The organism is Yimella radicis, assembly GCF_054778255.1.
Genome location: NZ_BAAGZR010000010.1, coordinates 246,885 through 272,129, shown reverse-complemented (window position 1 = coordinate 272,129; position 25,245 = coordinate 246,885). Strand labels below are relative to the sequence as shown.

Annotated in this window: 21 protein-coding genes; 11 read left to right on the top strand and 10 right to left on the bottom strand. The window is 66.4% G+C overall.

Going from position 1 to position 25,245, the window contains the following annotated elements; genetic code table 11:
• Positions 1 to 9 precede the first annotated feature (9 nt).
• The 5 genes from ACYU8W_RS10750 to ACYU8W_RS10730 all read right to left on the bottom strand — a co-directional run bounded on the left by ACYU8W_RS10750 (position 10) and on the right by ACYU8W_RS10730 (position 5,960).
• On the bottom strand, positions 10 to 1,161 hold the full coding sequence (locus ACYU8W_RS10750) for an ABC transporter ATP-binding protein (RefSeq protein WP_499468975.1): 1,152 nt from the start codon (positions 1,159 to 1,161) through the stop codon (positions 10 to 12).
• Positions 1,158 to 2,198 carry an ABC transporter ATP-binding protein gene (locus ACYU8W_RS10745; protein ID WP_499468973.1) on the bottom strand — a complete coding sequence of 347 codons (1,041 nt, stop codon included), beginning with the start codon at positions 2,196 to 2,198 and terminating at the stop codon, positions 1,158 to 1,160. Before ACYU8W_RS10745 ends, ACYU8W_RS10750 begins: the two co-directional genes overlap by 4 nt.
• A gap of 5 nt (positions 2,199 to 2,203) precedes the next feature.
• The gene (locus ACYU8W_RS10740) at positions 2,204 to 3,175 is read right to left on the bottom strand and encodes an ABC transporter permease (RefSeq protein WP_499468972.1); all 972 of its coding nucleotides are present in this window, start codon (positions 3,173 to 3,175) and stop codon (positions 2,204 to 2,206) included.
• A gap of 7 nt (positions 3,176 to 3,182) precedes the next feature.
• The gene (locus tag ACYU8W_RS10735; protein ID WP_499468970.1) at positions 3,183 to 4,193 is read right to left on the bottom strand and encodes an ABC transporter permease; all 1,011 of its coding nucleotides are present in this window, start codon (positions 4,191 to 4,193) and stop codon (positions 3,183 to 3,185) included.
• Between the two features lie 105 nt (positions 4,194 to 4,298).
• Positions 4,299 to 5,960: an ABC transporter substrate-binding protein gene (locus ACYU8W_RS10730; RefSeq protein WP_499468968.1), complete on the bottom strand. Its 1,662-nt coding sequence runs from the start codon at positions 5,958 to 5,960 to the stop codon at positions 4,299 to 4,301.
• Between the two features lie 204 nt (positions 5,961 to 6,164).
• Here ACYU8W_RS10730 and typA point away from each other — a divergent pair, with 204 nt between their 5' ends.
• From typA to ACYU8W_RS10710, 4 genes are all read left to right on the top strand, one after another.
• Positions 6,165 to 8,066: a translational GTPase TypA gene (typA, locus tag ACYU8W_RS10725; protein ID WP_129626220.1), complete on the top strand. Its 1,902-nt coding sequence runs from the start codon at positions 6,165 to 6,167 to the stop codon at positions 8,064 to 8,066.
• 28 nt (positions 8,067 to 8,094) lie between these two features.
• Positions 8,095 to 8,607, top strand: coding sequence for a flavin reductase family protein (locus tag ACYU8W_RS10720; RefSeq protein ID WP_499468965.1), 513 nt, complete (start codon positions 8,095 to 8,097; stop codon positions 8,605 to 8,607).
• Positions 8,608 to 8,685: 78 nt separating this feature from the next.
• On the top strand, positions 8,686 to 10,521 hold the full coding sequence (locus ACYU8W_RS10715; protein ID WP_499468963.1) for a VanW family protein: 1,836 nt from the start codon (positions 8,686 to 8,688) through the stop codon (positions 10,519 to 10,521).
• Positions 10,522 to 10,531: 10 nt separating this feature from the next.
• Positions 10,532 to 13,369: an FAD-binding and (Fe-S)-binding domain-containing protein gene (locus tag ACYU8W_RS10710; protein ID WP_499468961.1), complete on the top strand. Its 2,838-nt coding sequence runs from the start codon at positions 10,532 to 10,534 to the stop codon at positions 13,367 to 13,369.
• A gap of 35 nt (positions 13,370 to 13,404) precedes the next feature.
• Here the strand turns inward: ACYU8W_RS10710 and ACYU8W_RS10705 are convergent, their stop codons facing one another.
• Both ACYU8W_RS10705 and ACYU8W_RS10700 read right to left on the bottom strand, forming a co-directional pair.
• The gene (locus ACYU8W_RS10705) at positions 13,405 to 14,046 is read right to left on the bottom strand and encodes a response regulator (protein WP_499468959.1); all 642 of its coding nucleotides are present in this window, start codon (positions 14,044 to 14,046) and stop codon (positions 13,405 to 13,407) included.
• Positions 14,043 to 15,260, bottom strand: a complete 1,218-nt coding sequence (locus tag ACYU8W_RS10700) for a sensor histidine kinase (RefSeq protein ID WP_499468957.1) — start codon at positions 15,258 to 15,260, stop codon at positions 14,043 to 14,045. Before ACYU8W_RS10700 ends, ACYU8W_RS10705 begins: the two co-directional genes overlap by 4 nt.
• A gap of 131 nt (positions 15,261 to 15,391) precedes the next feature.
• Between ACYU8W_RS10700 and ACYU8W_RS10695 the strand changes: the two genes are divergently transcribed.
• The 4 genes from ACYU8W_RS10695 (at position 15,392) to ACYU8W_RS10680 (ending at position 18,980) form a co-directional block, all read left to right on the top strand.
• Complete coding sequence (locus tag ACYU8W_RS10695; protein WP_499468955.1) at positions 15,392 to 16,288, top strand: ABC transporter ATP-binding protein; 897 nt, start codon at positions 15,392 to 15,394, stop codon at positions 16,286 to 16,288.
• Complete coding sequence (locus tag ACYU8W_RS10690; protein ID WP_499468953.1) at positions 16,285 to 17,112, top strand: ABC transporter permease; 828 nt, start codon at positions 16,285 to 16,287, stop codon at positions 17,110 to 17,112. Before ACYU8W_RS10695 ends, ACYU8W_RS10690 begins: the two co-directional genes overlap by 4 nt.
• 76 nt (positions 17,113 to 17,188) lie before the next feature.
• Positions 17,189 to 18,037 carry a siderophore-interacting protein gene (locus ACYU8W_RS10685; protein ID WP_499468951.1) on the top strand — a complete coding sequence of 283 codons (849 nt, stop codon included), beginning with the start codon at positions 17,189 to 17,191 and terminating at the stop codon, positions 18,035 to 18,037.
• A gap of 82 nt (positions 18,038 to 18,119) precedes the next feature.
• Positions 18,120 to 18,980, top strand: a complete 861-nt coding sequence (locus ACYU8W_RS10680; RefSeq protein WP_499468949.1) for a hypothetical protein — start codon at positions 18,120 to 18,122, stop codon at positions 18,978 to 18,980.
• Positions 18,981 to 19,060: 80 nt separating this feature from the next.
• On the opposite strand, the gene ACYU8W_RS10675 is transcribed toward ACYU8W_RS10680, so the two are convergent.
• Positions 19,061 to 20,059, bottom strand: coding sequence for a GNAT family N-acetyltransferase (locus ACYU8W_RS10675; protein ID WP_499468947.1), 999 nt, complete (start codon positions 20,057 to 20,059; stop codon positions 19,061 to 19,063).
• Positions 20,060 to 20,123: 64 nt separating this feature from the next.
• On the opposite strand from ACYU8W_RS10675, the gene fdxA reads away from it, so the two are divergent.
• The 3 genes from fdxA to ACYU8W_RS10660 all read left to right on the top strand — a co-directional run bounded on the left by fdxA (position 20,124) and on the right by ACYU8W_RS10660 (position 23,030).
• Positions 20,124 to 20,450, top strand: a complete 327-nt coding sequence (gene fdxA / locus ACYU8W_RS10670; protein WP_129627706.1) for a ferredoxin — start codon at positions 20,124 to 20,126, stop codon at positions 20,448 to 20,450.
• A 12-nt stretch (positions 20,451 to 20,462) separates the two neighbouring features.
• Positions 20,463 to 21,575 carry a succinyldiaminopimelate transaminase gene (gene dapC, locus ACYU8W_RS10665; protein WP_499468945.1) on the top strand — a complete coding sequence of 371 codons (1,113 nt, stop codon included), beginning with the start codon at positions 20,463 to 20,465 and terminating at the stop codon, positions 21,573 to 21,575.
• Between the two features lie 168 nt (positions 21,576 to 21,743).
• Complete coding sequence (locus ACYU8W_RS10660) at positions 21,744 to 23,030, top strand: citrate synthase (RefSeq protein WP_129627712.1); 1,287 nt, start codon at positions 21,744 to 21,746, stop codon at positions 23,028 to 23,030.
• Between the two features lie 208 nt (positions 23,031 to 23,238).
• On the opposite strand, the gene ACYU8W_RS10655 is transcribed toward ACYU8W_RS10660, so the two are convergent.
• Positions 23,239 to 24,264, bottom strand: coding sequence for a hypothetical protein (locus ACYU8W_RS10655; RefSeq protein ID WP_499468943.1), 1,026 nt, complete (start codon positions 24,262 to 24,264; stop codon positions 23,239 to 23,241).
• Entirely contained in the window at positions 24,261 to 25,232 is a 972-nt protein-coding gene (dapD, locus tag ACYU8W_RS10650; protein WP_499468941.1) for a 2,3,4,5-tetrahydropyridine-2,6-dicarboxylate N-succinyltransferase, read from the bottom strand. The genes ACYU8W_RS10655 and dapD overlap by 4 nt, the downstream gene beginning before the upstream one ends.
• Between the last annotated feature and the right edge of the window lie 13 nt (positions 25,233 to 25,245).

Below are 25,245 nucleotides of genomic sequence, written 5' to 3'. Positions count from 1 at the left end.
CTTTGCGGCCTACAGCTTCTCGGGCTCGAACATCGACCCGGCCTCGTCGGAGGAGTCACCGGTCTGGTCGGTGGCGACCGCCTTGACCTCGTGGGGCTGCAACTCCCCGGACGCGATCTGTTCGGCGTAATGGCAGGCGACCTGGTGTCCCTGGGGCACGCCGTCGATCTGCACGATGCGCAGTTCGGGACGCTCGGTGTCGCACTTCGTCTCCTGCTTCCACGGGCACCGCGTGTGGAATCGGCAGCCGCTCGGCGGGTTGGCCGGGCTCGGCAGGTCGCCGACGAGGATGATCCGCTCGCGGTTGTCCTCGACGACGGGGTCGGGCACCGGGACGGCTGACATCAGGGCGCGCGTGTACGGGTGCAGCGGGTGCGCGTACAGATCGTCGGCGTCCGACTCCTCGACGAGCGAACCGAGGTACATCACGCCGATGCGATCACTGATGTGGCGAACCACCGCGAGATCGTGCGCGACGACCAGATAGGTGAGGCCGAACTCTTCCTGCAGGTCTTCCAACAGGTTGATGACCTGGGCCTGCACCGAGACGTCGAGCGCGGACACGGGTTCGTCGGCCACGATCAGCTTCGGGTCGACCGAGAGCGCGCGGGCGATGCCGATGCGCTGACGCTGACCACCGGAGAACTCGTGCGGGTACTTCTTCAGCGCTGCCGCGGGCAGGCCGACCGCGGAGAGCAGTTCGCGCAGCCGCTTGTTGGCGGCCGCCTTGTCCTTCGCGAGTCCGTGGGCGTTCATGCCCTCGAGCAGCAGCGCCTCGACGGTCTGGCGGGGGTCGAGGGAGGACAGCGGGTCCTGGAAGACCATCTGCATGTCTTTGCGCTTGCGGCGCAGTTCCTCACCCTGAAGCGAGGCGACGTCGACGCCGTCGAAGATCACCGTGCCCTCGGTCAGGTCTTCCAGGCGTAGCAACGCACGTCCGAATGTCGACTTGCCGCAACCGGATTCGCCGACCAGACCGTACGTCTCGCCACGCTTGATCTGCAGGTCGACGCCGTCGACCGCGTACACATAGCCGACCGTCTTGTCGAAGATCACTCCCCGTTTGATCGGGAAGTGCACCTTGACACCGGTGACCTCGACCAGCACGTCGTCGCCGGGCGAATGCTGCGAGCGGCCGTGCGCGGTGGTGGCGGTGCTCATCGGCGGTCCTTTCCTTCGATCGGGTTGAAGCAGCGCAGCAGCCGGTCACCGTCCAGTCCGGGTTCGATCTGTTCCAACTCGGGGGTCTGCTCGGTGCACCGACCGATCGGCTGCGAGCACCGGGGCGCGAACGCACATGCCGAGGTCCACGGCAGGTTGTCGGCCACCGAACCGGGCACCGGATTGAGCCGGCCACGGGCCGCGTCCAACCTGGGGATCGATTCCAGCAAACCGTAGGTGTACGGGTGACGAGGCTGCGCGAACAGGTCGTGCCGCGCGGCGCGTTCGACGATACGTCCGCCGTACAGCACGTTGACCTCGTCACACAGGCCGGCGACGACACCCAGGTCGTGGGTGATCATCACCAGCGCCGTACCCGAGTCACGCACGAGTTCTGAGAGCAGGGTGAGAATCTGCGCCTGAATGGTGACGTCGAGGGCGGTCGTCGGTTCGTCGGCGATCAGCAGGCGTGGTTTGCAGGCGAGCGCCATCGCGATCAGCGCGCGCTGACGCATACCGCCGGACAGTTGGTGCGGGTACTCCTTCAGCCGCCGATTCGGGTCGGGGATGCCGACCTTGTCGAGCAGTTCCTTGGCCTCGGGCATGGCCTGCTTGCGGGAGAGTCCGCGGTGCCGCTCGATGACCTCGGTGACCTGAATGCCCAGGGGTACAACGGGATTGAGCGACGACAGGGGGTCCTGGAAGATCATCGCGACGTCGCGGCCGCGGCGCTCGCGCATCTGGTTGTCGGACAGCGACAGCAGGTCGGTGCCCTCGAACTGAACGGTGCCCGAGACCTTGTTACCCCGTTTGGGCAACAGGCCCATGATCGCCATCGAGGTGACCGACTTGCCGCAACCGGACTCACCGACCAGACCGACCGTCTGGCCGGGGCGGACGTCGAACGAGACGTGATCGACCGCACGGAAGGGCTTGCTGCCCTTCGTGCCGAAGTCGACGGTCAGGTCACGGACCTGCAGCAGGACGTCGGCGGACGCTGCCGGACGGTCGGGGTTGGCATCAGCGGTGATGGTCACCGTGGTCACCTCCGGGACTTGGGATCGAGGGCCTCACGCAGGGACTCGCCCATGAGCGTGAAACCGAGGGCGGCAGCGATGATGCACAACGCGGGGTAGACGGCCATGTGCGGGAAGGTGTCGAAGTACTCCTGCGCCAGGCCGAGCATCTGGCCCCATTCCGGCTTGGTGTCGTCGGGGTTACCGGCGCCGAGGAAGCTCAGCGCCGCTGCGTCGATGATCGAGGTGGCGAACACCATGGTGGCCTGCACCAGCACCGGCGACAGGGAGTTGGGCAGCATGTGCCGGAAAACGATCGCGGACTTCTTCACGCCGAGCGAGCGCGCCGCCAGGACGTGGTCGCTGGAGCGCTGCGCCATCATCGAGCCGCGCAGCAGGCGCGCGAAGGTCGGCATCATCGCGATGCCGATGGCGACGATGACGGTGGTCTGCGAGCCGCGTCCGAACAGGGCCGCGATCGAGAACGCGAGCAACAGCGAGGGCAGCGACAGCATGATGTCGACGACGCGCATCACCACCGAGTCGATCCATCCGCCGAAGGCGCCCGCCAGGGTGCCGAGTACCAGACCGCCGAAGAAGGCCAGGCCGGTTGCTCCGAACGCGATGATCAGCGTGTTGCGGGACCCGTGGATCAGACGACTGAGCAGGTCACGCCCGAGGTCGTCGGCGCCGAGCGGATAGCCCGGCTCCGCTCCCGGGACGGGGTTGTTCGCCCGGCTCACCTTGTCGGCGAGGTAGCGGACCGTGGGATCGTGCGGCGCCAGCACGTCGGCGAAGAGCGCGACGAGGAAGATGAGGGCGACCATGATCGCCCCGACGATGAACATCGGGTTGCGCCGCAGCCGTGCCCAGGCGCTCGCGATCAGGCTTACTCCTTCGCCGTCATTGATGCCACCGCCGTCCAGTCCGTCCTGGACGGCCGCACGCTCGGCGAGTTCGTCGATACGGGCCTTCTTGGAGTTGCTGTTCAAGACCATGGTCGAATCACCGAATCCTGACTCGAGGGTCGATGTAGGCGTAGGCGATATCGACCAGCAGATTGACGAGGACGTAGGTGAGGGCGGCCATGATGATCAGCACCTGCACGACCGAGAAGTCGCGCTCCTGGAAACCGACCTTCATCGCATCGCCGAGGCCCGGGATCGAGAAGACGGTTTCGGTGAGCACCGCACCGGTGAGCAGCCCGCCGACCTGCAGGCCGACCGTGGTGACGACCGGGAGCATGGCGTTACGCATGACGTGGCGGGTGCGGATGGTGCTCGGCTTGAGGCCCTTGGCCTCCGCGGTGCGGATGAAGTCCTCGTCCAGCACGTCGAGCACCGCGGCACGGGTGATCCGGAAGATCACTGCGAAGGGGATGGTCGCGAGGGCGATCGCGGGCAGGATGAGGTGTTTGAAGGCGTCCCACGCGGCATCGAACTCCCGCGTCATCAGTCCGTCGAAGATGAAGAAGCCGGTGACGCGGGTCGCCTCGAGCTCGGGGCTTTGGCGCCCGGACACGGGCAAGAGGTGCCAGTCCACCGCGAAGAACTGCTTGAGGACCACCGCGAGGAAGAACACCGGCACGGCCACACCGACGAGCGAGACGCCGATGCCGAGCGCGTCGAAGATACCTCCGCGGCGCTTGGCGGCGAGGTAACCGAGCGGGATCGCGGTGATCAGTGCGATCACGATCGCGAGGCCGGCGAGTTCCATGGTGGCCGGGAGGCGGGTGAGGAACACGTCCATGGCGTCGGAACCGGCCTGCACCTGGGAACTGACTCCGAACTTGCCCTGCAGGGCGTTGGTGAGGAACTTCCAGTACTGGACGGGGAGTGGCTGGTCGAGACCGAGGGTCTTGCGCAGTTGAGCGGCGCGTTCAGGTGTGGCTCGCTCGCCCAGCATCGCCGAGACGGTGCCTCCGGGGAGCATTCGTAACCACACGAAGATCAACAGCGACAGCGCGAACATCACGCCGATCATCTGGACCACCCGGCGAGCGATGTATCGCAGCAACGCGGGAACCTTTCGTGCGAAGGTGGCGGAAGGGCCGAAACGGGCGGCGGCCGTGCCCGGCAACACTAGGGCACGGCCGCCGCCGTTCGTCAGGTCGGAGCCTGCTTACTTCTTGACGGCCGTCGAGAAGTCCTCGGAGGTGAGGGGGCTGGCGACGATGCCGCTGATGTTCTTGCCGAACACGATCGCCGGCGGCGAGTTCGAGATCGGCAGACCCGGCACGTACTCCTTCATCAGCTTCTCGCTGAGCTTCTTGTACGCAGCGGTGCGCTGATCGGCGTTCACGATGCTGTCGGCGTCGGTGATCTCCTTCTTCAACTGCGCGCCCCACGGGTAGGCGGAGATGCCCATCTGCTTGCCCATGAAGAAGTTCGCGATGAAGTTGTCCGGCGTGTTGTAGTCGCCGGTCCAACCGATCAGGAATGCCGGCGAGGCGCCGTTGGCCGTGCCGTCGGTGTAGCCGCCGTTCCACGGTTTGGTGACGGTGTTGACCTTGATGCCGGCCTTCTCCCAGTCGCCCTTGATCGCCTGGAAGATCTTCTGCGGGTCCGGCATGTAGGGCCGGGTGACCTCGGAGGGGTACCACAGGTCGATCGAGAGGCTGGACTGTCCGGCCTCCTTCAGCAACTGCTTGGCCTTCTCCGGGTTGTAGTCGTACTTCATGACCGAGTCGCTGTAGCCGTCGACGGTCTTGGGGTACCACTGGGTGGCGGCGGTCGCGCCCTCCGGCAGCTGGTTCTTGACCAGTTGTTCGCGGTTGATCGCGTGGTACAGCGCCTGGCGGACCTTGAGATCCTTCAGTGCCGGGTTCTTCGTCGGGTTCAGACCCAGGTAGAGGATGTTGAACGCGGGGCGGACCTCGAGGTTCATGCCCGCCTTCTTCAGCGAGTCCCAGTCGACTGGGTTGGGCAGGTCGTAACCGTCGATGTCACCGGCCAACAACGCCTGCTTACGAGAGGTGCCGTCGGGGATGATCTTGAAGACCAGCTTGCCGACCTTTGCTTTCTCACCGTAGAAGTCGTCGTTGCGGACGAGGGTGATGGTCTTGTTCTGGACGTCGTACTTCTCGAACTTGAACGGACCGGTACCGGTCGGGTACTTGGACGCGTACTCGGACTGGGTGATGCCGTCGCCCTGCGCCTTCACGTCGTTGGCCTTGTACTTGTCCAGCGCGGTGGGGCTCTGCATCGACCAGGCCGGCAGGCCGAGCAGCGACGGGAACTTGGAGGTCGCACGCGACAGCTTCAGCTCGACCGAGTCGGTGCCCTTGGGGGTGCAGCCCTGGTAGAGGTCGTCCTTGGACTTGTTGAAGCCGCCCATGTTGTCCGACCAGTACTCGGCCGCCGTCTGGCCGGCCTCGTTCTGCTTGTCCATCCGCTCGAAGTTCTTGCAGACGGCCTCGGCGTTGAACGGCGTCCCGTCGGTGAACTTCACTCCGCTGCGCAGCTTGAAGGTCCAGGTCTTGCCGTCCTTGCTGGGGGTCCAGCTGGTGGCCAGGCCCGGTGCGAGGTCGGCGGTGCCAGGCTTGAAGTTGACCAGGCCGTCGAAGATCTGACGGGCGACGCGGAAGGTCTCGCCGTCGGTCGCGTAGAAGGGGTCGAAGGTCTTGGGCGCACCCGCGGCGGCGAAGGTCATCGTGGCGTTCGACTGGCCGCCGCTCTCGGACCCCTTTCCACCCTCTTCGCGCTTGGACTCGGCACAGCCGCTGAGCACCAGCGCGGCTGCGCTGACAACCGCGAGCGCGGAGGCCTTCCTGGAGGTCTGCATCTTTTCTCCTCATCGGGGTGGGCGGGCAGCATGACCCCGCTCCGTACGGATGTGGTGACCCTAGACCGCACGTGAGGACAAACACACCAGCTCCATCCAGGCCGTTACCGATCTGAGTCCTGGTGTCCGGTCAAGGCCGTGCGCGGTCGGGGACCGATGGTCTGTGGTCGGAAGCAGTGTGCCCGGGATGAGACAATCGCGGTCATGCCCTTGAAGACCCGCGACGACGTTCGAAACGTCGCCATCGTTGCTCACGTCGACCACGGCAAGACCACTCTTGTCGACAAGATGCTCTGGCAGACGGGTGCGTTCTCCGAACGCCAAACCGTCGAGACGACCGGTGAGCGGGTGATGGACTCCGGTGACCTCGAGCGCGAGAAGGGCATCACGATCCTCGCCAAGAACACCGCGATCAGCTACGACGGCCCCGCCGCCGACGGCCAGAAGATCACCATCAACATCATCGACACCCCCGGCCACGCCGACTTCGGCGGAGAGGTCGAGCGCGGCCTGTCGATGGTCGACGGCGTCGTGCTGCTCGTCGACGCGTCCGAGGGCCCGTTGCCGCAGACCCGCTTCGTGCTGCGCAAGGCCCTCGCCGCGCACATGCCGGTGATCCTGTGCATCAACAAGGTCGATCGCCCCGACTCGCGCATCGAGGAGGTCGAGGAAGAGGCCTACGAACTGTTCATGGACCTGCTCGACGATGCGCAGGGCAACATGGACCAGCTCGACTTCCCGGTCGTGTACGCGTCCGCCAAGAACGGTGTTGCCTCGACGGTTCGTCCGGCGAACGGCGAACTGCCCGAAGGCGATTCGATGGAGCCGCTGTTCAAGACCATCCTGGAGACGATCCCGGCACCGTCGTACGACGACGACGCTCCGCTGCAGGCACACGTCACCAACCTCGACTCCAGCAACTTCCTCGGACGCCTGGCGCTGCTGCGTATCCACAACGGTGAGATGCACAAGGGCCAGCAGGTCACCTGGTGCCGTCATGACGGCACCCAGCAGAAGGTGAAGATCACCGAACTGTTGATGACCCAGGGCCTGGAGCGTCAGCCCGCCGACAGCGCCGGCCCGGGTGACATCATCGCCGTCGCCGGTATCCCCGAGATCACCATCGGTGAGACGCTCGCCGACCCGGAGAATCCGATCCCGTTGCCGCTCATCACGGTCGACGAGCCGGCGATCTCGATGACGATCGGCACCAACACCTCGCCGCTGGCCGGCAAGGTGCGTGGTGCGAAGGTCACCGCCCGCCTGGTCAAGGACCGCCTCGACCGCGAACTCATCGGCAACGTGTCGCTGCGCATCCTGCCGACCGAGCGTCCGGATGCCTGGGAGGTGCAGGGCCGTGGTGAGTTGGCGCTCGCGATCCTGGTCGAGCAGATGCGGCGTGAGGGCTATGAACTGACCGTCGGCAAGCCGCAGGTGGTCACCAAGGAGATCGACGGCAAGACGCACGAGCCGGTCGAGGCCCTGACCATCGACACGCCGGAGGAGTACCTCGGCGCGATCACCCAGATCCTCGCGGCGCGCAAGGGTCGCATGGAGCAGATGACCAACCACGGCACCGGCTGGATCCGGATGGAGTTCAAGGTGCCCTCGCGTGGCCTCATCGGCTTCCGCACCGAGTTCCTCACCGAGACCCGCGGCACCGGCATCGCGCACCACGTCTTCGACGGCTACGAGCCGTGGTACGGCCAGATCGTCACCCGCATGTCGGGTTCGATGGTCGCCGACCGTACCGGCCCGGTCACCGCGTACGCGATGGTCAACCTGCAGGAGCGCGGCGTGCTGTTCGTCGAGCCCGGCACCGAGGTGTACGAGGGCATGATCGTCGGCGAGAACTCCCGCGCCGACGACATGGACATCAACATCACCAAGGAGAAGAAGCTCACCAACGTGCGTGCCTCCTCGGCCGACAACTTCGAGAAGGTCATCCCGCCGCGCAAGCTGTCGCTGGAGCAGAGTCTGGAGTTCTGCCGCGAGGACGAGTGCGTGGAGGTCACGCCCGAGAGCGTCCGTATCCGCAAGGTGATTCTCGACGCCGGTGAGCGCAACCGAGCTGCATCGAAGGCGCGTAACGCCGAGAAGTCCTGAGCCGCAACGCAATTAGATGGTGGCCCCCATGAATCAGAGTATTGACGGCCTACCGGTGGATGTCGACCCCGACGCCTACCGGCAGGCGATCGGACGTCTGGTCACCGGGGTCACCGTCGTCACCACTGTGGCCGACGGGCACGACCACGCGATGACGGCGAATGCCGTCACGTCGGTGTCGCTCGATCCGGTGCGGTTGCTGATCTGCGTGGAGCGGGAGGCTCGTTTCCACGACGCCGTGATGTCCGCGGGTGTCTGGAGCGTCAACATCCTGGACGCTTCGCAGCGCGCCGCCGCGGTGTGGCTCTCGACGCGGGGGCGCCCCCTGCACAGTCAGCTCGATCGGGTGCCGCATCACCGTGACGAGACGGGTGTCGCGTTGCTCGACGGCGCGCTGGCAACGATCGTGTGTCGAACCGGTGACACGCTCGTGTCCGGCGACCACACGATCGTGGTCGGCGACGTACTGTCGTTGCACATCGCCGACCAGCCGGGGGAGGCGCTGGTCTATTTCAGGGGCCGCTTCGGCAGCCACAAGTAGATCGCGCCTGCGCGGTGTGGCCCGGCGACAAGCGAGGGTCGGCACGGATCAAGGCATGGACAGATGGGTGAGAACGCAGTGAGTGATAAGCCTTCGCGTCGGGGCCGCTGGATCGCCGCGATCGCCGGTGGCACGGCGGTCGTCCTGGGTCTGGGTTACGTTGGCACTGCTGCCGCCGTCACCGACAAGATCCCCGACGGCACCACGATTGCAGGCGTCGACGTGGGCGGCATGACGAAGGCGAAGGCCGAGGACGCCGTCTCGACCCGAACGCGTTCGATGATGAATCGTCCGATCACCGTGAGCGCCGGAGGCAAGAAGTTCACTCTGGACGCCGCCCGTTCCGGTCTCTCCCTCGATCCGGGACGCGCGGCCGACGGACTCACCGGGTTCTCGCTGAATCCGTCCGTGGTGGGCAAGCACCTGTTCGGCGCGCGCGAGAACCGGCCGTTGACGGCGAAGGCCGACACTCAGAAGTTGGCTGCTGCGATCACCGCGGCCGCCGGCACCTTCAAAGGGTCCGCCGTCAACGGGTCGGTGAAGTTCAACAGCGGCAAGGTCGACGTCGTCCGTTCCAAGGACGGCACAGGCATCCGCGCCGACGCCGTCGCCCAGCAGATCGCGAAGGGTTGGCCGGCCAAGACCGGTTACACCGCCACCATCGGCCACGTCGAGCCGCCGCTGACCAATGCCGAGATCGACGCCTTCGTGAAGGACTTCGCCGGCCCGGCGATGAGCGGGCCGGTCACCGTCAAGGTCGGCGCCAAGACCTCCAAGATCACGCCCGTCGCGATCAGCGCCGTGCTCAGCGCCAAGGTCCAGGACGGCACGTTGAAGCCGGTGATCGACGAGGCCAAGCTGCGCGAAGTGCTCGACACCCTGTCCGGTGAACTCACCACACCTGCGGAGAACGCGCACTACGGTCCGGGTGGCAGCATCGTGGGAGCCAAGAACGGCTTCGAGGTGGACCCTTCAGGCGCCGGCCCGCTGCTGATCAAGGCGCTGACCGACCCGACCCGCACCCTCACGCTGAAGTCCAAGCCGGTCAAGGCGGCGATGGTGGCCGCCGACCTGAAGAACCTCGGCACGCAGAAGATCTCCGAGTTCGTGTCGCGCTACCCCGGCGGTGCCCAGAACGAATCCCGCACCAAGAACATCCAGGTCGCGCTGGCCAAGATCAACGGCATGGTCATCGCACCCGGTGAGCAGTTCAGTCTTCTGCAGTCACTGACTCCGATCACCAAGGCGAATGGCTACGTCGAGGCCGGGGTGCTCGTCGACGGCATCCACGAGAAGGGCACCGGCGGTGGCATCTCGCAGGTCTCGACGACGATGTACAACGCCGCATTCTTTGCAGGAGTCCGTCTGGATGAGCACACACCACACGCCTATTGGATCCCGCGGTACCCGATGGGACGCGAGTCCACGCTCTGGGTGCCCACGATCGACCTGCGGTGGACGAACGACACCGGCCGCCCGATCCGCATCGAGGCCGGCACGCAGGACAGCGCCGCGATGATCAGGTTGTACGGCACAAAGACCTTCAACGTCTCGACGAACACCGGACCCCAGTTCGCATTCACCGAGCCCAAGACGCGCTACATCACCAAGAAGGGGTGCGAGGTGCAGGCGCCGGCTCAGGGCTTCAAGGTCACCGTCACCCGTGTCGTCACCGACCTCTCGGGCAAGGTGGTCAAGAACGAGGCGAACACCACGAAGTACATCCCGTCCGACAAGGTCGTCTGCGGCCCTGACCCGAACGCCCCGTCGACCTCGACGGCGCCACGGGCGTCGGCCACCGGCGCGGCTGCGTCGAGTCCACCGACCACACCGACCGCACCGGTGTCTGCCTCGGCGTCTGCCTCGGTGTCTCCCTCCTCGACCGCACCGGCGGCGACGTCGACCAAGAAGTAGATTCTGGGGCGTGAGCACCACTCCTTCGATCGCTGCCGACGCCCTGCGCCGGGCCGGAGTCAGTGACGTCCTGGCCGACGGCACGAACCGCGCCGCGTACTCGACCGACGCCTCGATGTACCGCTTGCTGCCGACGGCGGTCGTGCGTCCGCACGATCGGGACGAGGTGCTCGCGACCTTGTCGGTCTGTCGTGAGCTCGGGCTCCCGGTCGTGGCACGGGGAGCGGGCACCTCCTGTGCCGGCAACGCGATCAGCAGCGGGGTCGTGCTTGATTTCTCGCGGCATATGAACACGTTGCTGTCCCTGGACGCGGAGGCAGGTATTGCCGTCGTCCAGCCGGGCATCGTCCATGCAGCCCTGCAACGACAGGCGCTCGCTGCCGGGTGGCGGTACGGTCCTGATCCCTCGTCGCACACCCGCTGCACGATCGGCGGCATGATCGGCAACAACGCGTGCGGATCGAGGGCATTGGGCTATGGCAAGACCTCGAACAACCTGCTCGCGCTCGAGTCGGCGCTCGCCGACGGCACCGTGCTGCGAACGTCCGTGGGTGCTCCTCGCAGCGATGTGTCGGCGTCCGCGCCGGTGCTTGGCGAACTGGACGCGCTGGTCGGCTCCTCGCTGGCGCTGATCCGACAGGAGTTCGGCCGATTCGGACGTCAGGTTTCCGGCTACGCGATGCAGGAACTGTTGCCGGAGAACGGTTTCGACGTCACACGGTTCCTTTCCGGGTCGGAGGCGACGCTGGCCATCGCGACCGAGGTAACCGTCCGACTGGTGAAAGAACCCGGACGGCGCGTGTTGATCGTGCTCGGCTACGCCGACATCTACGACGCCGGCGATGCCGCGGCCGGGCTGTTGCCGTTCGCGCCGATCGCCGTCGAGGGGATGGACCGCCGGATCGTCGACGTCCTCGCCGCCCGACGCGGACCGGCCGCGGTGCCGCCGCTGCCGCGCGGAGACGGCTGGCTGTTCGTCGAGTTGGCCGGTGAGGACGACGGGGAACTGCAGCGTCAGGCCGAACTCGTTGTGGCACAAGGGTCCTGCCTCGATTCCATGATCGTCACTGATCCCGTCGTTTCTGCCTCGCTCTGGCGGGTGCGTGAGGACGGCGCCGGACTGTCCGGACGCTCACCGCGGGATCTGCCGGCCCATGCCGGCTGGGAGGATGCAGCCGTTCCGCCGGCGGAACTCGGTCCGTACCTGCGCGAGTTCGACGACCTGCTGGTCGAGCACGATCTTTCCGGGCTTCCGTACGGTCACTTCGGTGACGGGTGCCTGCACATTCGGATCGACTTCCCGTTGGCCGCGCCGGGAGGGACGTCCCGGTTCGGTGACTTCCTGGATGCGTCGGCCGAGCTCGTCGCGAAGTACGGCGGTTCGCTGTCCGGGGAGCACGGGGACGGCCGTGCACGCAGCGGACTACTGCCGCACATGTACTCACCGCAGGCCATCGAACTGTTCGCTCGGGTCAAGCAGATCTTCGACCCCGACGGTCTGCTCAACCCCGGAGTGCTCGTCGACCCAGATGCTCCGACCGAACACCTGCGCATCCCTGCGGCGAGGAAGCCCGCGGTGCCGCTCGCGCTGCGCTACCCGCATGACGGCGGCGACTTCGCGCAAGCGGTCCACCGCTGTACCGGCGTCGGTAAGTGCCGCGCCGACAACAGCGGCACGCACGGAGTCATGTGCCCCTCCTACCTCGCCACCGGCGAGGAGAAGGACTCCACGCGAGGCCGCGCCCGTGTCCTGCAGGAGATGCTCAACGGAGAACTCGTCAGCGGCTGGGACGCGCCCGAGGTGCGCGACGCTCTCGACTTGTGCCTGTCGTGCAAGGGCTGTCTGTCCGACTGTCCGACCGGCATCGACATGGCCTCCTACAAGTCCGAGGTGCTGCACCAGACGTACAAGGGCAAGCGACGTCCGGCGTCGCACTACTCATTGGGCCGTCTGCCGCAGTGGGTTCGCCTGAGTCGCAAGACCTCTCGTCTTGCTTCGACGCTGAGTGGCGTGGGTGACAGGTTCGCGTTCGCCAAGAAGCTGGCCGGCGTCGACCCCCGTCGCTCCATTCCGCGATTGGCACCGCGCACCTTCCGTGCCTGGTGTCGCGACAACGGTGTGCCGCTGTTCGATGCGGCGAACGTCGAACCCGGCCAGGTCGTTCTTCTGGTCGATACCTTCACCGACTACTTCGCTCCCGACACCGGAGCGGCTGCGGTCCGGGTTCTGCGTGCCGCTGGTGCGCAACCGGTCATCATCGAGCGGGACGGATGCTGTGGGCTGACACTGATCAGCACCGGCCAGCTGGATGAGGCGAAGAAGACCCTCGGCAGTTCCATTGATGAGCTGGATCTCGCTGCAGCACAAGGGCTTTCGATCGTGGGTCTCGAGCCGTCATGCACGGCGGTGTACCGGAGCGATGCCCACGAACTCATCGGCGGCGAGGCGTCCGACCGGGTGGCGGGCGCGGTTCTCACGTTGGCGGAGTTCCTGTCGTCGTTGCCCGACTGGCGTGCACCGGACCTGTCCGGTCGCGCGATCATCGCCCAGCCGCACTGCCACCATCACGCGGTCATGACCTGGTCACCCGATGCGCAGTTGCTCAAGGCTGCCGGAGCCGACGTCCGGCGACTGTCGGGTTGCTGCGGTCTTGCCGGCAATTTCGGTGTGGAGCAAGGGCATTACGAGGTCTCGGTCAAGATCGCGGAGCAACAGCTGCTCCCTGCGCTCGAAGCTTCACCTGACGCCGTCCTGCTCGCTGACGGTTTCTCCTGCCGGACCCAAGCCGATGACCTCGCCGATCGCAAGGGTCTTCACCTGGCACAGATCCTCGACCAAGCGCTCTGAGGGCCGGGCACCTGGGCGATCGAGCAGCAGCCGGGTCAGCGGCTCGCTTCGTGCACCATGATCGCCGCCTGGACGCGGTTGCCGGCGTCGAGTTTGGCCAGGATGCGCGAGACGTGGGCTTTCACGGTCGGGACGCTCATGTAGAGATCGGCGGCGATGTCGGCATTGGACAACCCACGGCTGATCAGGACCGCAACTTCGTGCTCGCGATCGGTGAGTCGCTCCAGGCGGGCGGCGTTCGCGGGGTTGACGGGCGTGGATGCAGTGACCCGGTCGACCAGTTGCCGGGTGACGCTGGGGGAGAGCATCGGCTCGCCCTGGCAAACCGCCTTGACGGCACCGACCAGTCGCTCGGGTCGCGAGTCCTTCAGCAGGAAGCCGCCGGCACCGGCGCGCAATGCCTGCACCACAAGGTCGTCGGCGTCGAACGTGGTCAGGACGATGACGTGTGGCGCGTCGTCCGCCGCACGCAGCGTCGCGGTGGCTTTGATGCCGTCCATCACCGGCATCCGGATGTCCATGAGTACGACGTCCGGCTTACAGTCGCGGGCGATATCGAGCCCGGTAGCACCGTCGCTCGCCTCACCCACCACCTCGATGTCGGGCGCGCCGCCGAGGATCATCCGCAGCCCGGTGCGCACCAGAGCGTCGTCGTCGACCAGCAGTACCCGGATCACACGCCGACCTTCTCACTGTCGCGCAGCATGGGCAGCACCGCCTTCACCACGAACCGATCCGATCGGTCGATGCCGTAGTGCAGCGAGCCGCCCGCAAGTTCCACCCTCTCGGTGAGTCCCAACAGACCCAGTCCTGATTCCGGCAGACCGGTCTCCTGTCGGGTGACGGGGTTGCTCGTGCGGATGCGTAGGCCTACCTCGTCGCGGTCGATGTCGATCGTGATCGGGACCCCACGCGCGTGCTTGCGTCGGTTGGTCAACACCTCCTGCACGACCCGGAAACCACTGCGAGACAACGATTCCGGGATGTCGTCAAGGTCCCCATGGATGACGAGATCAATCGGTCCGTCGTCGGTCGGGGTGTCCTGCACGAGAGCCTGGACGGCAGACAGATTGGGCTGTGGCGGTTCGATGCCCACGTTCTCGGCGTCGCGCAGGACGCCCAACACCTCGCGCAGCTCGGTCAGCGCAATCTGCGAGTTGTCGCGGATGATCTCTGCGGCCTCGCGCACCTGCTGTTCGGACAATCCGGTGCGATAGGCGAGCGCGCCGGAATGCATGGCCACCAGCGAGATCCGGTGAGCCAGGACGTCGTGCATCTCGCGGGCGATGCGGCTGCGTTCACCTAGTCGGGCTTGCTGGACGCGTGATTTCTCCTGTTCGCCCGCGGCCTGGACTTGGCGACGTAGGTTGGCGACCAACTCCCGGCGGGCGCCGATCGCGACGCCGACAGCCACACAGAAGGCCGTGCTCAGGAGCGACATGATGACGGAACTCATGATGTCGGCGGTGGAGCGCTGTGGCATGGGGTGCAGCAGTTCGTAGACGACCTGGCCGCCCAGCCACCCGGTCGATGCGACCACGATCTCCGCCCACCGGCGGCGGGTGCTCAACGAGATGAAGGCGATCGCCGCAGGAGGCACCGCTGCGACCGCCACCGACGACAGCACGATCGTCGAGGCACAGATCGCGATCGGCCGGCGACGCCGGAAGAACAGCAGGCCCAGGGAGGCGAGGCCAGCCCCGATCTCGACGATCCACCAGCGCGACTCGGCTTCGTAGCCGGGGTAGTTGCTGGTGGCGAGCACCAGCACGAGCACGACGCTCAGGATCGTCGCCGAGCCGAAGCGCCATGCCTCGCCCCAGGCGTGCCCCAAGCGTCCCGACGAATGCGCCGGTGCCTGCGGTGCGGAGGGACGAAGAGCTGCGGTCATCGCTCCAGCGTAGGCAGCGGCGGGGCAGGCCGGTATCCGTCCCTGGTCGCAGCCGACCCCCTACGAAAGTCGCACCAGGTGCATCCCCGAGGCCGATGCGCCGCCGTCCTCGGACGCGAAGGATGGTCACCATGATCGAAGTCAACGGATTGACCAGAACCTACGGATCCCACCGCGCTGTGGACGACGTGACTTTCCGGGCCGAGTCCGGCCGGGTCACCGGATTCCTCGGCCCCAACGGAGCAGGCAAGTCGACCTGCATGCGGATGATGGTCGGGCTGACACCACCCACCGCCGGTACTGCGACCATTCTCGAGCGGCAGTACACCGCGCTGCCGAACCCGGGCCGCCACGTGGGGGTGTTGCTCGATGCGTCGGCCCAGCACCCGGGGCGCACCGGACGTGAGGTACTTACTCTCGGCGCTCGCACGATGGGTCTGCCGAAGGGGCGGGTCGACGAACTGCTCGAAGTCGTGGGCCTCACCCCCGTCGAGGCGAAGCGTCAGGTGCGCAACTACTCGCTAGGCATGCGCCAGCGGCTGGGGATCGCCCATGCGCTGCTCGGTGACCCCAAGGTGCTGATCCTGGACGAGCCGGCCAACGGACTCGACCCGGCGGGCATTCGCTGGATGCGCAGTCTGCTGCGTGGGTTCGCGGACGAGGGCGGCACCGTGCTGCTGTCCTCACACCTGTTGCACGAGATCGAGGTGATCGCGGACGACCTCGTGGTCATCGGCCGCGGTCGCATCGTGGCGCAGGGGACCAAGCAGGAACTGCTCGCCACAGCAGGCACTTCGGTCACCAGCACCGACAACCAGCGCCTGGGTGAAGCTCTTGCCGGACAAGGCGTTTCGGTGACCGCTGTGGGGCAGAAGCTGCGCGTCGACGCGGAACCGATCGTTGTGGGCAAGGTTGCGCTGCAGCACCAGATCGTCCTCACCGAACTCACCAGTGCCGGCGCCGCCGGGCTCGAGGACATGTTCCTCCAACTCACCGCGGGCGACGCCCGAGAAGGGGTCGCAGCATGATCAACGCCACCACCGACCAGCACCTCGATAAGGCACCGTCGGGTGTCCGGCTGCCGTCTCGACTCGATCCGGGCGAGGTATCCCGAGTGCCGTTCATGCGCCTGGTCTCCGTCGAACTGCGCAAGCTCATCGACACCCGCAGCGGGCGCTGGCTGCTCATCGGCATCGCGTTGGTGACGGCCGTCGTTGTCGCGCTCCTCGCGTTCACCGGTAAGGCGGACACGAACAAGGACTTCGGCAACTTCCTCGGTGCGACGATCATTCCGCAGAGCTTCCTCCTGCCGATCCTCGGCATCATGGCCGTCACCACCGAATGGTCGCAGCGCACCGGGCTGGTGACTTTCACCCTCGAACCCAAGCGGGCACGGGTCGCCGCCTCGAAGCTGCTGGCAGTCCTCATCGCCGGCTTCGCCATCGTCGCACTCGGTGCGCTCATGGCTGCAGGCTTCACGCTGCTCACCGACATGGTGCGAGGCTCCGACCCGTCGTGGTCGGTCTCGTGGCAGGTGGTCGTCGGCATCCTGGTCGCGCAGTTGATCAATGTCGGTATGGGTTTCGCGTTCGGTGCGCTCATCCAGAACACCCCCGGCGCGATCGTCACCTACCTGTTCCTGCCGATCGTCTGGTCGATGGTCGCCTCCGTCTCCTGGATGCGCACGGTCGGTGAGTGGGCCGACACCGGCCAGACTCTGCAGCCGCTGTTCGATGCGCAGATGCAAGGTGACGACTGGGCCAAGCTTGTCGTCTCCGTGCTCATCTGGCTGGTACTGCCGTTGACCCTCGGCATCTGGCGGATGGTGCGCAGCGAGGTCAAGAGCTCCTGAGCTCGCGAGTGCCACGGGTCCTGTCGCTCTTCAGGGGGAGCGACAGGCCCCGTTCGCATGAAGTTAGGCTCACCTTATGTCTGATCGTCCGCGCCGCGTCCCGAAGTCCGTCACCGTCGTCCGCACCGAGCAAGTGGCACCGCAACTCGTTCGGGTGGTCGTCGCCGGCGACGACCTGGCGCAGATCGGGGAACTGGAGTTCACCGACCACTACGTGAAGCTGCTCTTCCCGCCGGCGGGCGCCGACTACGCGTGGCCGTTCGATCCCGAACTCATTCGCGAGGAACGTCCGCGCGAGCAGTGGCCGGTGACCCGCACCTACACGATCCGCTGGTTCGACCCGAGCACCCGTGAGCTGGCGCTCGACTTCGTCGTTCACGGGGACGCCGGCATCGCCGGGCCGTGGGCCGCGCGCGTGCAGCCGGGGGAGAGCATCGGGTTCATGGGTCCCGGTGGAGCTTGGGCGCCCAGCCCGGACGCCGGCGTCCACCTGTTGATCGGTGACGAGTCAGCGCAGCCGGCCATCGCCGCCGCCATCGAACGACTTCCCGCCGGAGCTTCGGCGAAGGTCTTCGTCGAGGTTCGCGACGTCGATTCGCACATCCCGATGCCGGCCGGGGAGGGTGTCGAGATCACCTGGGTGCACCGGGACGAGGAGCGTCTCGGCCACGGGCACAGTCTCGCTGCCGCGGTGCGGCGTGCCGAATGGCCGGACGGTGAGGTGCACGCGTTCGTCCATGGCAACGCCGACATGATCAAGGACCTGCGCAAGTACCTGTTCATCGAACGGGGCCTGCCGCGTGATCAGGTTTCGATCTCCGGCTACTGGCGCACCGGGCAGGACGAGAACGCCTGGCAGGCGGGCAAGCGTCAATTCGTCGAGCAACTCGAGGCCGAGGAGTCCGCGCTCGAAAAGGCACACTGACGCGGCGACGGATCAGAGTCCTTCGGCGTCCCGGTAGGTCTGTAGGAGTCCGGGTTCGGTGGTGTAGGTGCGGCCGGTGGGTGTGGTCCAGGTGCGCACGCCGGCGGTGCAGGCTGATCGAGATCGCCCGGACGGCGCCGGCGGTGTTCATCACCGAGTGCGCCACCCGGATCGATTCCTCGAACTGCCGGGCCTGTGTCACCCAGTGATCCTCGTCGTCACCCTGGTCGCCATCACCTTGCTCACCGTCCGTCTGTTGGTCGATCCCGGTGAGGTCGTCCTGCGTGAAAAACTCGTCGCCGGCTGCGTCCACGGTGAACGGGTCGTCGCTGCTGAGGCGTTCGAACACGTTGTGTGCCAGCAATTGGGCGATGAGCAGTTGGATGGTCGCGGGGTTCGCGCCTGGTACCAGTTCGGGGTGCGATGCCAGTTCGATGGCTGCGTCGACACTGCCTTCGAGCATCACTGCTTCGAGCAGGTCACGCGGGGTGATCGTGTCCTGCCCGAGGGGTTTCGTCGTGGTGTTCGACATGCCTTCATCGTACACCTGTTCGAACCGAGTTTGGAATGGTTCGAACGAATGTCGTTTGTGGACAACCGAATTGGTTACTCGCGGGTTGTGGAGAACGGGTGGTCGGGTGGACATGGGTGGTTGCCTTGGTTTCGGCGCGTACGCCCTCGTCCCTCGGGCGTTCGGCTCAACCAGCGGCGATCGGTCGTGGAGAACGGGGGTGGCTGGGTGGCCGTGGGTGGTTGCCTTGGTTTCGGCGCGTACGCCCTCGTCCCTCGGGCGTTCGGCTCAACCAGCGGCGATCGGTCGTGGAGAACGGCGGTGGCTGGGTGGCCGTGGGTGGTTGCCTTGGTTTCGGCGCGTACGCCCTCGTCCCTCGGGCGTTCGGCTCAACCAGCGGCGACGGGCGTTCGGCTCAACCAGCGGCGCTGAGTGCGCCCTCTCCCTAGGAGCGCGGGCCAGCGCGCGTGACGGGTGTTCGGTTCAACCGGCGGGGCGGAAACGCGAGTGACTCAGAGACGGGCGTAGATGTACTCGTGGTGCGTGCTGAACCCGAGCGATTCGTAGAGCCCGATGGCCGGTGCGTTGTCGCTGCTCACCTGCAGATACATCGAGCGGACGCCGCGTCGGTCGGCCTCGCGGGCAGCAGCTCCGACGAGGGTCCGCCCGAAGCCCTTGCCGCGAAACGCTTCTGCCACGTGCAGGTCGAAGAGCCCGACCCAGCCGGGGGAGTATGCGAGGCGGGTGTTCGCGCGCGGCGCGGTGTCGGAGAGCGTCAGGTATCGGCCGTCCTCGACGCCGGCGAGAACGCGTGCGGCGACGGTTCGTCGGTCGATCGTGCGCGGACTCGCCGCACTCCACCACTGGTCCGTCGGTCGGGTTGTGGCATCGACGGTGACGGCTATTGCGGATCGCGCCAGCGCGATCTCGCGTACCGCCGCGGTCATGACGGCGACCCGCGGCGAGCAACGTCCGCCGCGCCGGTCGATCTCGGCCACCACCGGGTGATCCGATGGATCGAAACCGACCGGGCCGGCGATCTGGAACAACGCAGGCAATCCGAGGCGGGCGTACCAGTCCACGCAGCGGTCCACCGCGTCCGAAGGCGAGAAGCCCGAATCGCCAACGGCAAGAACGGAATTGGCTCGTCCGGTGAATCCTTCGGCGCTGCGCAGCAGCCAATCGCCGAGATGCTCGCTGGTCAGCGGCGGCAGGCCGTCGACCATCAGTCGTTGCAGGTCGTCGATGGGGACGGTGCGGTGCGGATGACCACGACGTGATGCCTTCGGCGGAATCTCCTTGGCCGCGACGACGTCGGCCCACTCGACACGAACGCGTCCGTGCCGGGAATCGACCTCGATCCCGCTGCCGTCCGCGCAGAGCAGCTCGCCGGTCACGTCGGTGAACACGGCGCCGGTCGGGTCGCCCGGAAGAAGTCGGCGACGGACCGCAACCCTGCGTCCGACACGAACCGGCCAGGGAAGGTGAGACTTAGTAAGCTCGTCGCCCATACGGCTTGCATACTAGGTCAGCAGAAAGTGACCAGCCGGTCCATCATCATCAGGAGGACTCCTCATGACGTACGTCATCGCCCAGCCTTGTGTCGACCTCAAGGACAAGGCGTGCATCGAGGAATGCCCCGTCGACTGCATCTACGAAGGTGAACGCAGTCTCTACATCCACCCGGACGAGTGCGTCGACTGTGGTGCCTGCGAGCCCGTCTGCCCGGTCGAGGCCATCTACTACGAGGACGACACCCCCGAGGAGTGGGCCGACTACTACAAGGCCAACGTCGAGTTCTTTGACGACCTCGGCAGCCCCGGCGGCGCGGCGAAGATGGGTCTCATCCCCAAGGACCACCCGCTGATCGCGGCGCTGCCGCCGCAGTCGCACGACGAGTGATCCGGCCGGCGCGTGCCCGTCGATCGTCATCTTCCTGATTTTCCCTGGGACACCCTGGCGCAGGCCAAGGCTGTCGCGAACTCGCATCCGGACGGCATTGTCGACCTCTCGGTCGGCACGCCCGTCGACCCGACTCCCCAGGTCGTCCGTGACGCGTTGATCGCGGCCGCGGATGCGCCCGGCTACCCGCAGGTCTGGGGCACCCCCGATCTGCGCGAGGCGATTTCGGCCTGGTTCGCGCGCCGGCGCAATGCGCCCGGTGTCGACCCCGACGGCGTCATGCCGACCATCGGCAGCAAGGAACTCGTCGCTTGGCTGCCGACGATCCTGGGCCTCGGGCCGGGAGATGCTGTCGGTTTTCCCGAGATCGCCTACCCGACGTACGACGTCGGGGCGCGCATCGCCGGCGCGACCCCGGTGCCTGCTCAGTCGACCGTTCAGTTCGGTCCGCGTGCTCCGAAACTGTTGTGGCTCAACACTCCTGGCAACCCGCACGGTCAGGTGTTGCCCATCGATCACCTGGCCAAGGTGGTCCGGTGGGCCCGTGAGCGCGGCGTGATCGTCGCGTCCGACGAGTGCTACGCCGAGTTGGACTGGCGTGACGGTGTCGACGACCTCACTACGCCGAGCATCCTGGACGAGCGGGTCTGCGGCGGCGACCACACCGGCTTGTTGTCGGTCTACTCGATGTCCAAGCAGTCGAACATGGCCGGCTACCGGGCGGCGTTCGTCGCCGGTGATCCGGCTCTGGTCAAGAGGCTGGTCGACTTCCGCAAGCACGCCGGGATGATGGCGCCCTGGCCGGTGCAGCGTGCCCTGCTCGCCGCGGTCCAGGACGACGAGCACGTCGCCATCCAGAAGGAGCGCTACCGCTCGCGTCGAAACACCCTTCTCGGCGCACTGCGCGAATCCGGTTGGCGCACAGACCATTCCGAGGCCGGTCTGTACTTGTGGGCGACCAAAGGGCAACCGTGCCGGACGACTGTCGACGAACTCGCCGGCAAGGGAATCCTGGTGGCACCCGGAGACTTCTACGGCGCAGCTGCGTCAGCCCACGTCCGCGTCGCGCTGACCGCCCCCGACGAGTGGATCGAGCAGGCGGCGGCGCGTCTGACCGCCGATTGATCACGGTTGACCGGTGGGCGGCGGACGCGTTTCACTACGTCTGCAGAACTGTAATTCTTGACACCCGGGGTGCCCCATCTGCCGGTGCAGTGCTGGGGTACCGTCATCGTCAGGCTCAGCAACCGGCGTCTGCGCCGGATTTTCGCGAGGACGGAAGGCATTTCCCTTATGACTGACACCGCTCCGGCCACCTTCGCTGCGGGTGACAAGAAGCTTGAGTTCGCCGTGATCCCGGCGACCGAGGGCAACGACGGCTACGACATCTCGGCTCTGTTGAAAGAGACCGGCAATGTCACGCTCGACGTCGGATTCGTCAACACCGCATCCTGCAAGTCGGCCATCACCTACATCGACGGCGACGCGGGCATCCTGCGCTACCGCGGCTACCCGATCGATCAGCTGGCCGAGAAGTCGACCTTCCTGGAGACCTCCTACCTGCTGATCTACGGCGAGCTTCCCACCAAGGAAGAGCTCGAGGAGTTCACTGGCAAGATCCAGCGGCACACGATGCTGCACGAGGATCTCAAGGACCTCCTGGCCGCCTTCCCGCGTGACGCGCACCCGATGTCGGTCCTGTCGGCCGCGGTGTCCGCGCTCGGCACCTTCTACCAGGACTCCCTGTCGATCACCGACAAGGAGCAGATCGAGCTGTCGACGATCCGGCTGCTGGCCAAGCTGCCGACCATCGCCGCCTACGCGTTCAAGAAGAGCGCCGGTCAGCCGACGCTCTACCCGGACAACAACCTTGACCTCGTCGAGAACTTCCTGCGTCTGACCTTCGGTTACCCGACCGAGGACTGGACCCCGAACCCGACCGTCACCAGGGCGCTCGACCAGTTGTTCATCCTGCACGCCGACCACGAGCAGAACTGCTCGACCTCCACCGTCCGTCTGGTCGGTTCGGGTCACGCGCACCTGTTCGCCTCGATCTCGGCCGGCATCCACGCGCTGTCCGGTCCGCTGCACGGTGGCGCGAACTCGGCCGTGCTGGAGATGCTCGACACCATCGAGAACGACTTCGGCGGCGACGTCGACAAGTTCGTCGAGAAGGTCAAGAACAAGGAAGACGGCGTGAAGCTCATGGGCTTCGGGCACCGTGTCTACAAGAACTACGACCCGCGTGCGGCCATCGTGAAGAAGGCCGCCGACGAGGTGCTCGAGGCGCTCGGCGTCGAGGACCCGAAGCTGGAGATGGCTCGCCGGCTGGAGGAGATCGCGCTCTCCGACGACTACTTCGTGTCGCGCAAGCTGTACCCGAACGTCGACTTCTACACCGGCATCATCTACAAGGCGATGGGCTTCCCCGCCGAGATGTTCACGGTGCTGTTCGCGATCGGCCGCCTGCCGGGTTGGATCGCCCAGTGGCGCGAGATGGTCGAGGACCCAGCCACCAAGATCGGCCGTCCGCGCCAGATCTACATCGGTGAGACCGAGCGCGACTACCCGTCCGCCTGACCCACACCGAGCGGTTTCAATAACGACCGGATCCCTCTACTACAGCGGTAGGAGAGGGATCCGGTCGTTATTGCGTGCGGGCCCGTCAGAGTTCGAGGGCCATCGGCGACATCGCCGCGAAGTTCTGACCGAGGTTAAAGAACGTGCCGTGCAACAGGACGACCGGACTGGGGTGTGCGGGGGTCGGCTTGCAGTTCCACAACCCCGCTCAGTGCAGTTCGATACGCACCGTCGTCTCGGAGGCCGTCGGATTGCTCGCCTTGTCCCACGTCCAGCCGGAGCGGTCGGACGTGCGGTTCCAGGCCCGCCCGCCGACGACGACCGAGCTGATCTGCTCGGACTGCGCATGCGCGACGGCCCAATGGCCGATGCCCCACGCCTGTTTCGTGGACTGTGCACGCACCGTGACGTACTTGCCGCTCGGTGTGGCGGTCACCCCGGTCTGTTCGCGAAGCTTCGCGACGACGTCGGCAGGAGAGCCCGGCTCGGTCGGGTCGTCCAGTCGGCAGCCCAGCGACTCGGGGAACTTCCCCTCGAAGGAGGTGGCCAGCACGCGACCCTGGGTCTCATGATCGGCATACGCCTCCGGGTAACCGGAGCGCTGCACGTCCTGCGCCACTTCGGTCAACGGCCGGGTCTGCCATTGGTCGACCTTCACCAGAGCGGCGTAGAACCGGCGACTGGCGTACACCGGGTCGAGGATCTGCTCGGCGGTGCCCCAGCCCATGCTCGGACGCTGCTGGAACAGTCCGAGCGAGTCCCGGTCACCGCTGCGCAGATTGCGCAGTTTCGACTCCTGTATCGCGGTGGCGTTCGCGATCTGGCTCGCCCTGGTGGGCAGCCGCAGGACGTCGGTACCGATCATGCTGATCGTGGCCGAGTTGGCCACCTGCTCCGGGCTCCACTGGTAGTCGAAGCGGTCGTCACGCACTTTGCAGGAGTTGGATCCGACGGCGTCCTGCACCCGCTGATATCCGTAGTAACCACCACCGGCGATGAGAGCCAGCAAGCCCAGCGGTAGCAAGCAGCCGAGCGTGCTGGACAGGCGAGTGCGCCGGTGATCGGACTCGAAGCGCGCGTTGCCGAGGTGAAGGGCGTCCTCATCGTCCCAGTCGCTGTCGGCATCGCCGTGGGGGTCGCCGTAGGAGTCGGCGTAGGAGTCAGCGGAGTCGTTGCGATGCCGGTCGTACAGTTCCGTGGTTTCGTCGCGGCGCCGTTTGCGTCCGAAGATCACGCTCGGGCGCCGGTGGTGTGGTCGCCGCTGTGGGTGTTGGCGTGCAGGGCCTCGTTGAGCTCGATGCCCTTCCCCTCGCGGGCACGGCACTCGACGGTGCCGGTCTCGGAGTTGCGGATGAACAGCATGTTGGATCCGCCGGACAGTTCGCGTGCTTTCACGACCGAACCGTCGGGCATGGTGACCTTGGTGCCGGCGGTGATGTAGAGCCCTGCTTCGACCACGCAGTCGTCGCCGAGCGCGATCCCGATGCCGCTCTCCGCACCGAGCAGGCAACGCTCGCCGATGCTGACCCGCTCGGTGCCACCGCCGGACAAGGTGCCCATGATCGAGGCGCCGCCGCCGATGTCGGAGCCGTCACCGACCACGACGCCCTGCACGATGCGGCCTTCGACCATGGAGGTGCCCAGGGTGCCGGCATTGAAGTTGCAGAAGCCCTCGTGCATGACCGTAGTGCCCTCGGCCAGGTGCGCACCCAGACGGACACGGTCCGCGTCGGCGATCCGGACTCCGCTCGGCACCACATAGTCGGTCATCCGCGGGAACTTGTCGACACCGAAGACCTGCACCGGTCCGTCGACCCGCAGGCGCATCCGGACGCTCTCGAAGTTCTCCGGGGCGCAAGGGCCCAGGTTGGTCCATACGACGTTCTGCAGCACGCCGAACAGTCCGTCCAGATTCATGGAGTTGGGCTGCACGATCCGGTGGGAGAGCAGGTGCAGGCGCAGGTAGGCGTCCGAGGCGTCCTTGGGTGCCTCGTCCAGGTCGATGCTGGTCAGCACCACCTTCGTGCGCACCTGGCGGCGCGGGTCCTCGCGCACCTGGGAGGCCAGCTCGGAAGGTGCACCGTACGGATCGTCCGCCGGGGCCTGCCCCAGTCGCGGGGCGGGGAACCAGGTGTCGAGCACCCGGTCGTCGGTGGTGATCGTGGCCAGGCCGTAGCCCCAGGCGTTGCGCTGCTCGGTCATGCCTCAAGGCTAG

Bases quoted from the DNA above. Each gene is read 5' to 3' on its own strand.
- ACYU8W_RS10695 (WP_499468955.1), top strand. From the start codon at position 15,392: ATGATCGAAGTCAACGGATTGACCAGAACCTACGGATCCCACCGCGCT.
- ACYU8W_RS10675 (WP_499468947.1), bottom strand. From the start codon at position 20,059: ATGGGCGACGAGCTTACTAAGTCTCACCTTCCCTGGCCGGTTCGTGTC.
- dapD (WP_499468941.1), bottom strand. From the start codon at position 25,232: ATGACCGAGCAGCGCAACGCCTGGGGCTACGGCCTGGCCACGATCACC.
- ACYU8W_RS10690 (WP_499468953.1), top strand. From the start codon at position 16,285: ATGATCAACGCCACCACCGACCAGCACCTCGATAAGGCACCGTCGGGT.
- ACYU8W_RS10700 (WP_499468957.1), bottom strand. From the start codon at position 15,260: ATGACCGCAGCTCTTCGTCCCTCCGCACCGCAGGCACCGGCGCATTCG.
- typA (WP_129626220.1), top strand. From the start codon at position 6,165: ATGCCCTTGAAGACCCGCGACGACGTTCGAAACGTCGCCATCGTTGCT.
- fdxA (WP_129627706.1), top strand. From the start codon at position 20,124: ATGACGTACGTCATCGCCCAGCCTTGTGTCGACCTCAAGGACAAGGCG.
- ACYU8W_RS10720 (WP_499468965.1), top strand. From the start codon at position 8,095: ATGAATCAGAGTATTGACGGCCTACCGGTGGATGTCGACCCCGACGCC.
- ACYU8W_RS10750 (WP_499468975.1), bottom strand. From the start codon at position 1,161: ATGAGCACCGCCACCACCGCGCACGGCCGCTCGCAGCATTCGCCCGGC.
- ACYU8W_RS10730 (WP_499468968.1), bottom strand. From the start codon at position 5,960: ATGCAGACCTCCAGGAAGGCCTCCGCGCTCGCGGTTGTCAGCGCAGCC.
- ACYU8W_RS10740 (WP_499468972.1), bottom strand. From the start codon at position 3,175: ATGGTCTTGAACAGCAACTCCAAGAAGGCCCGTATCGACGAACTCGCC.
- ACYU8W_RS10685 (WP_499468951.1), top strand. From the start codon at position 17,189: ATGTCTGATCGTCCGCGCCGCGTCCCGAAGTCCGTCACCGTCGTCCGC.
- ACYU8W_RS10660 (WP_129627712.1), top strand. From the start codon at position 21,744: ATGACTGACACCGCTCCGGCCACCTTCGCTGCGGGTGACAAGAAGCTT.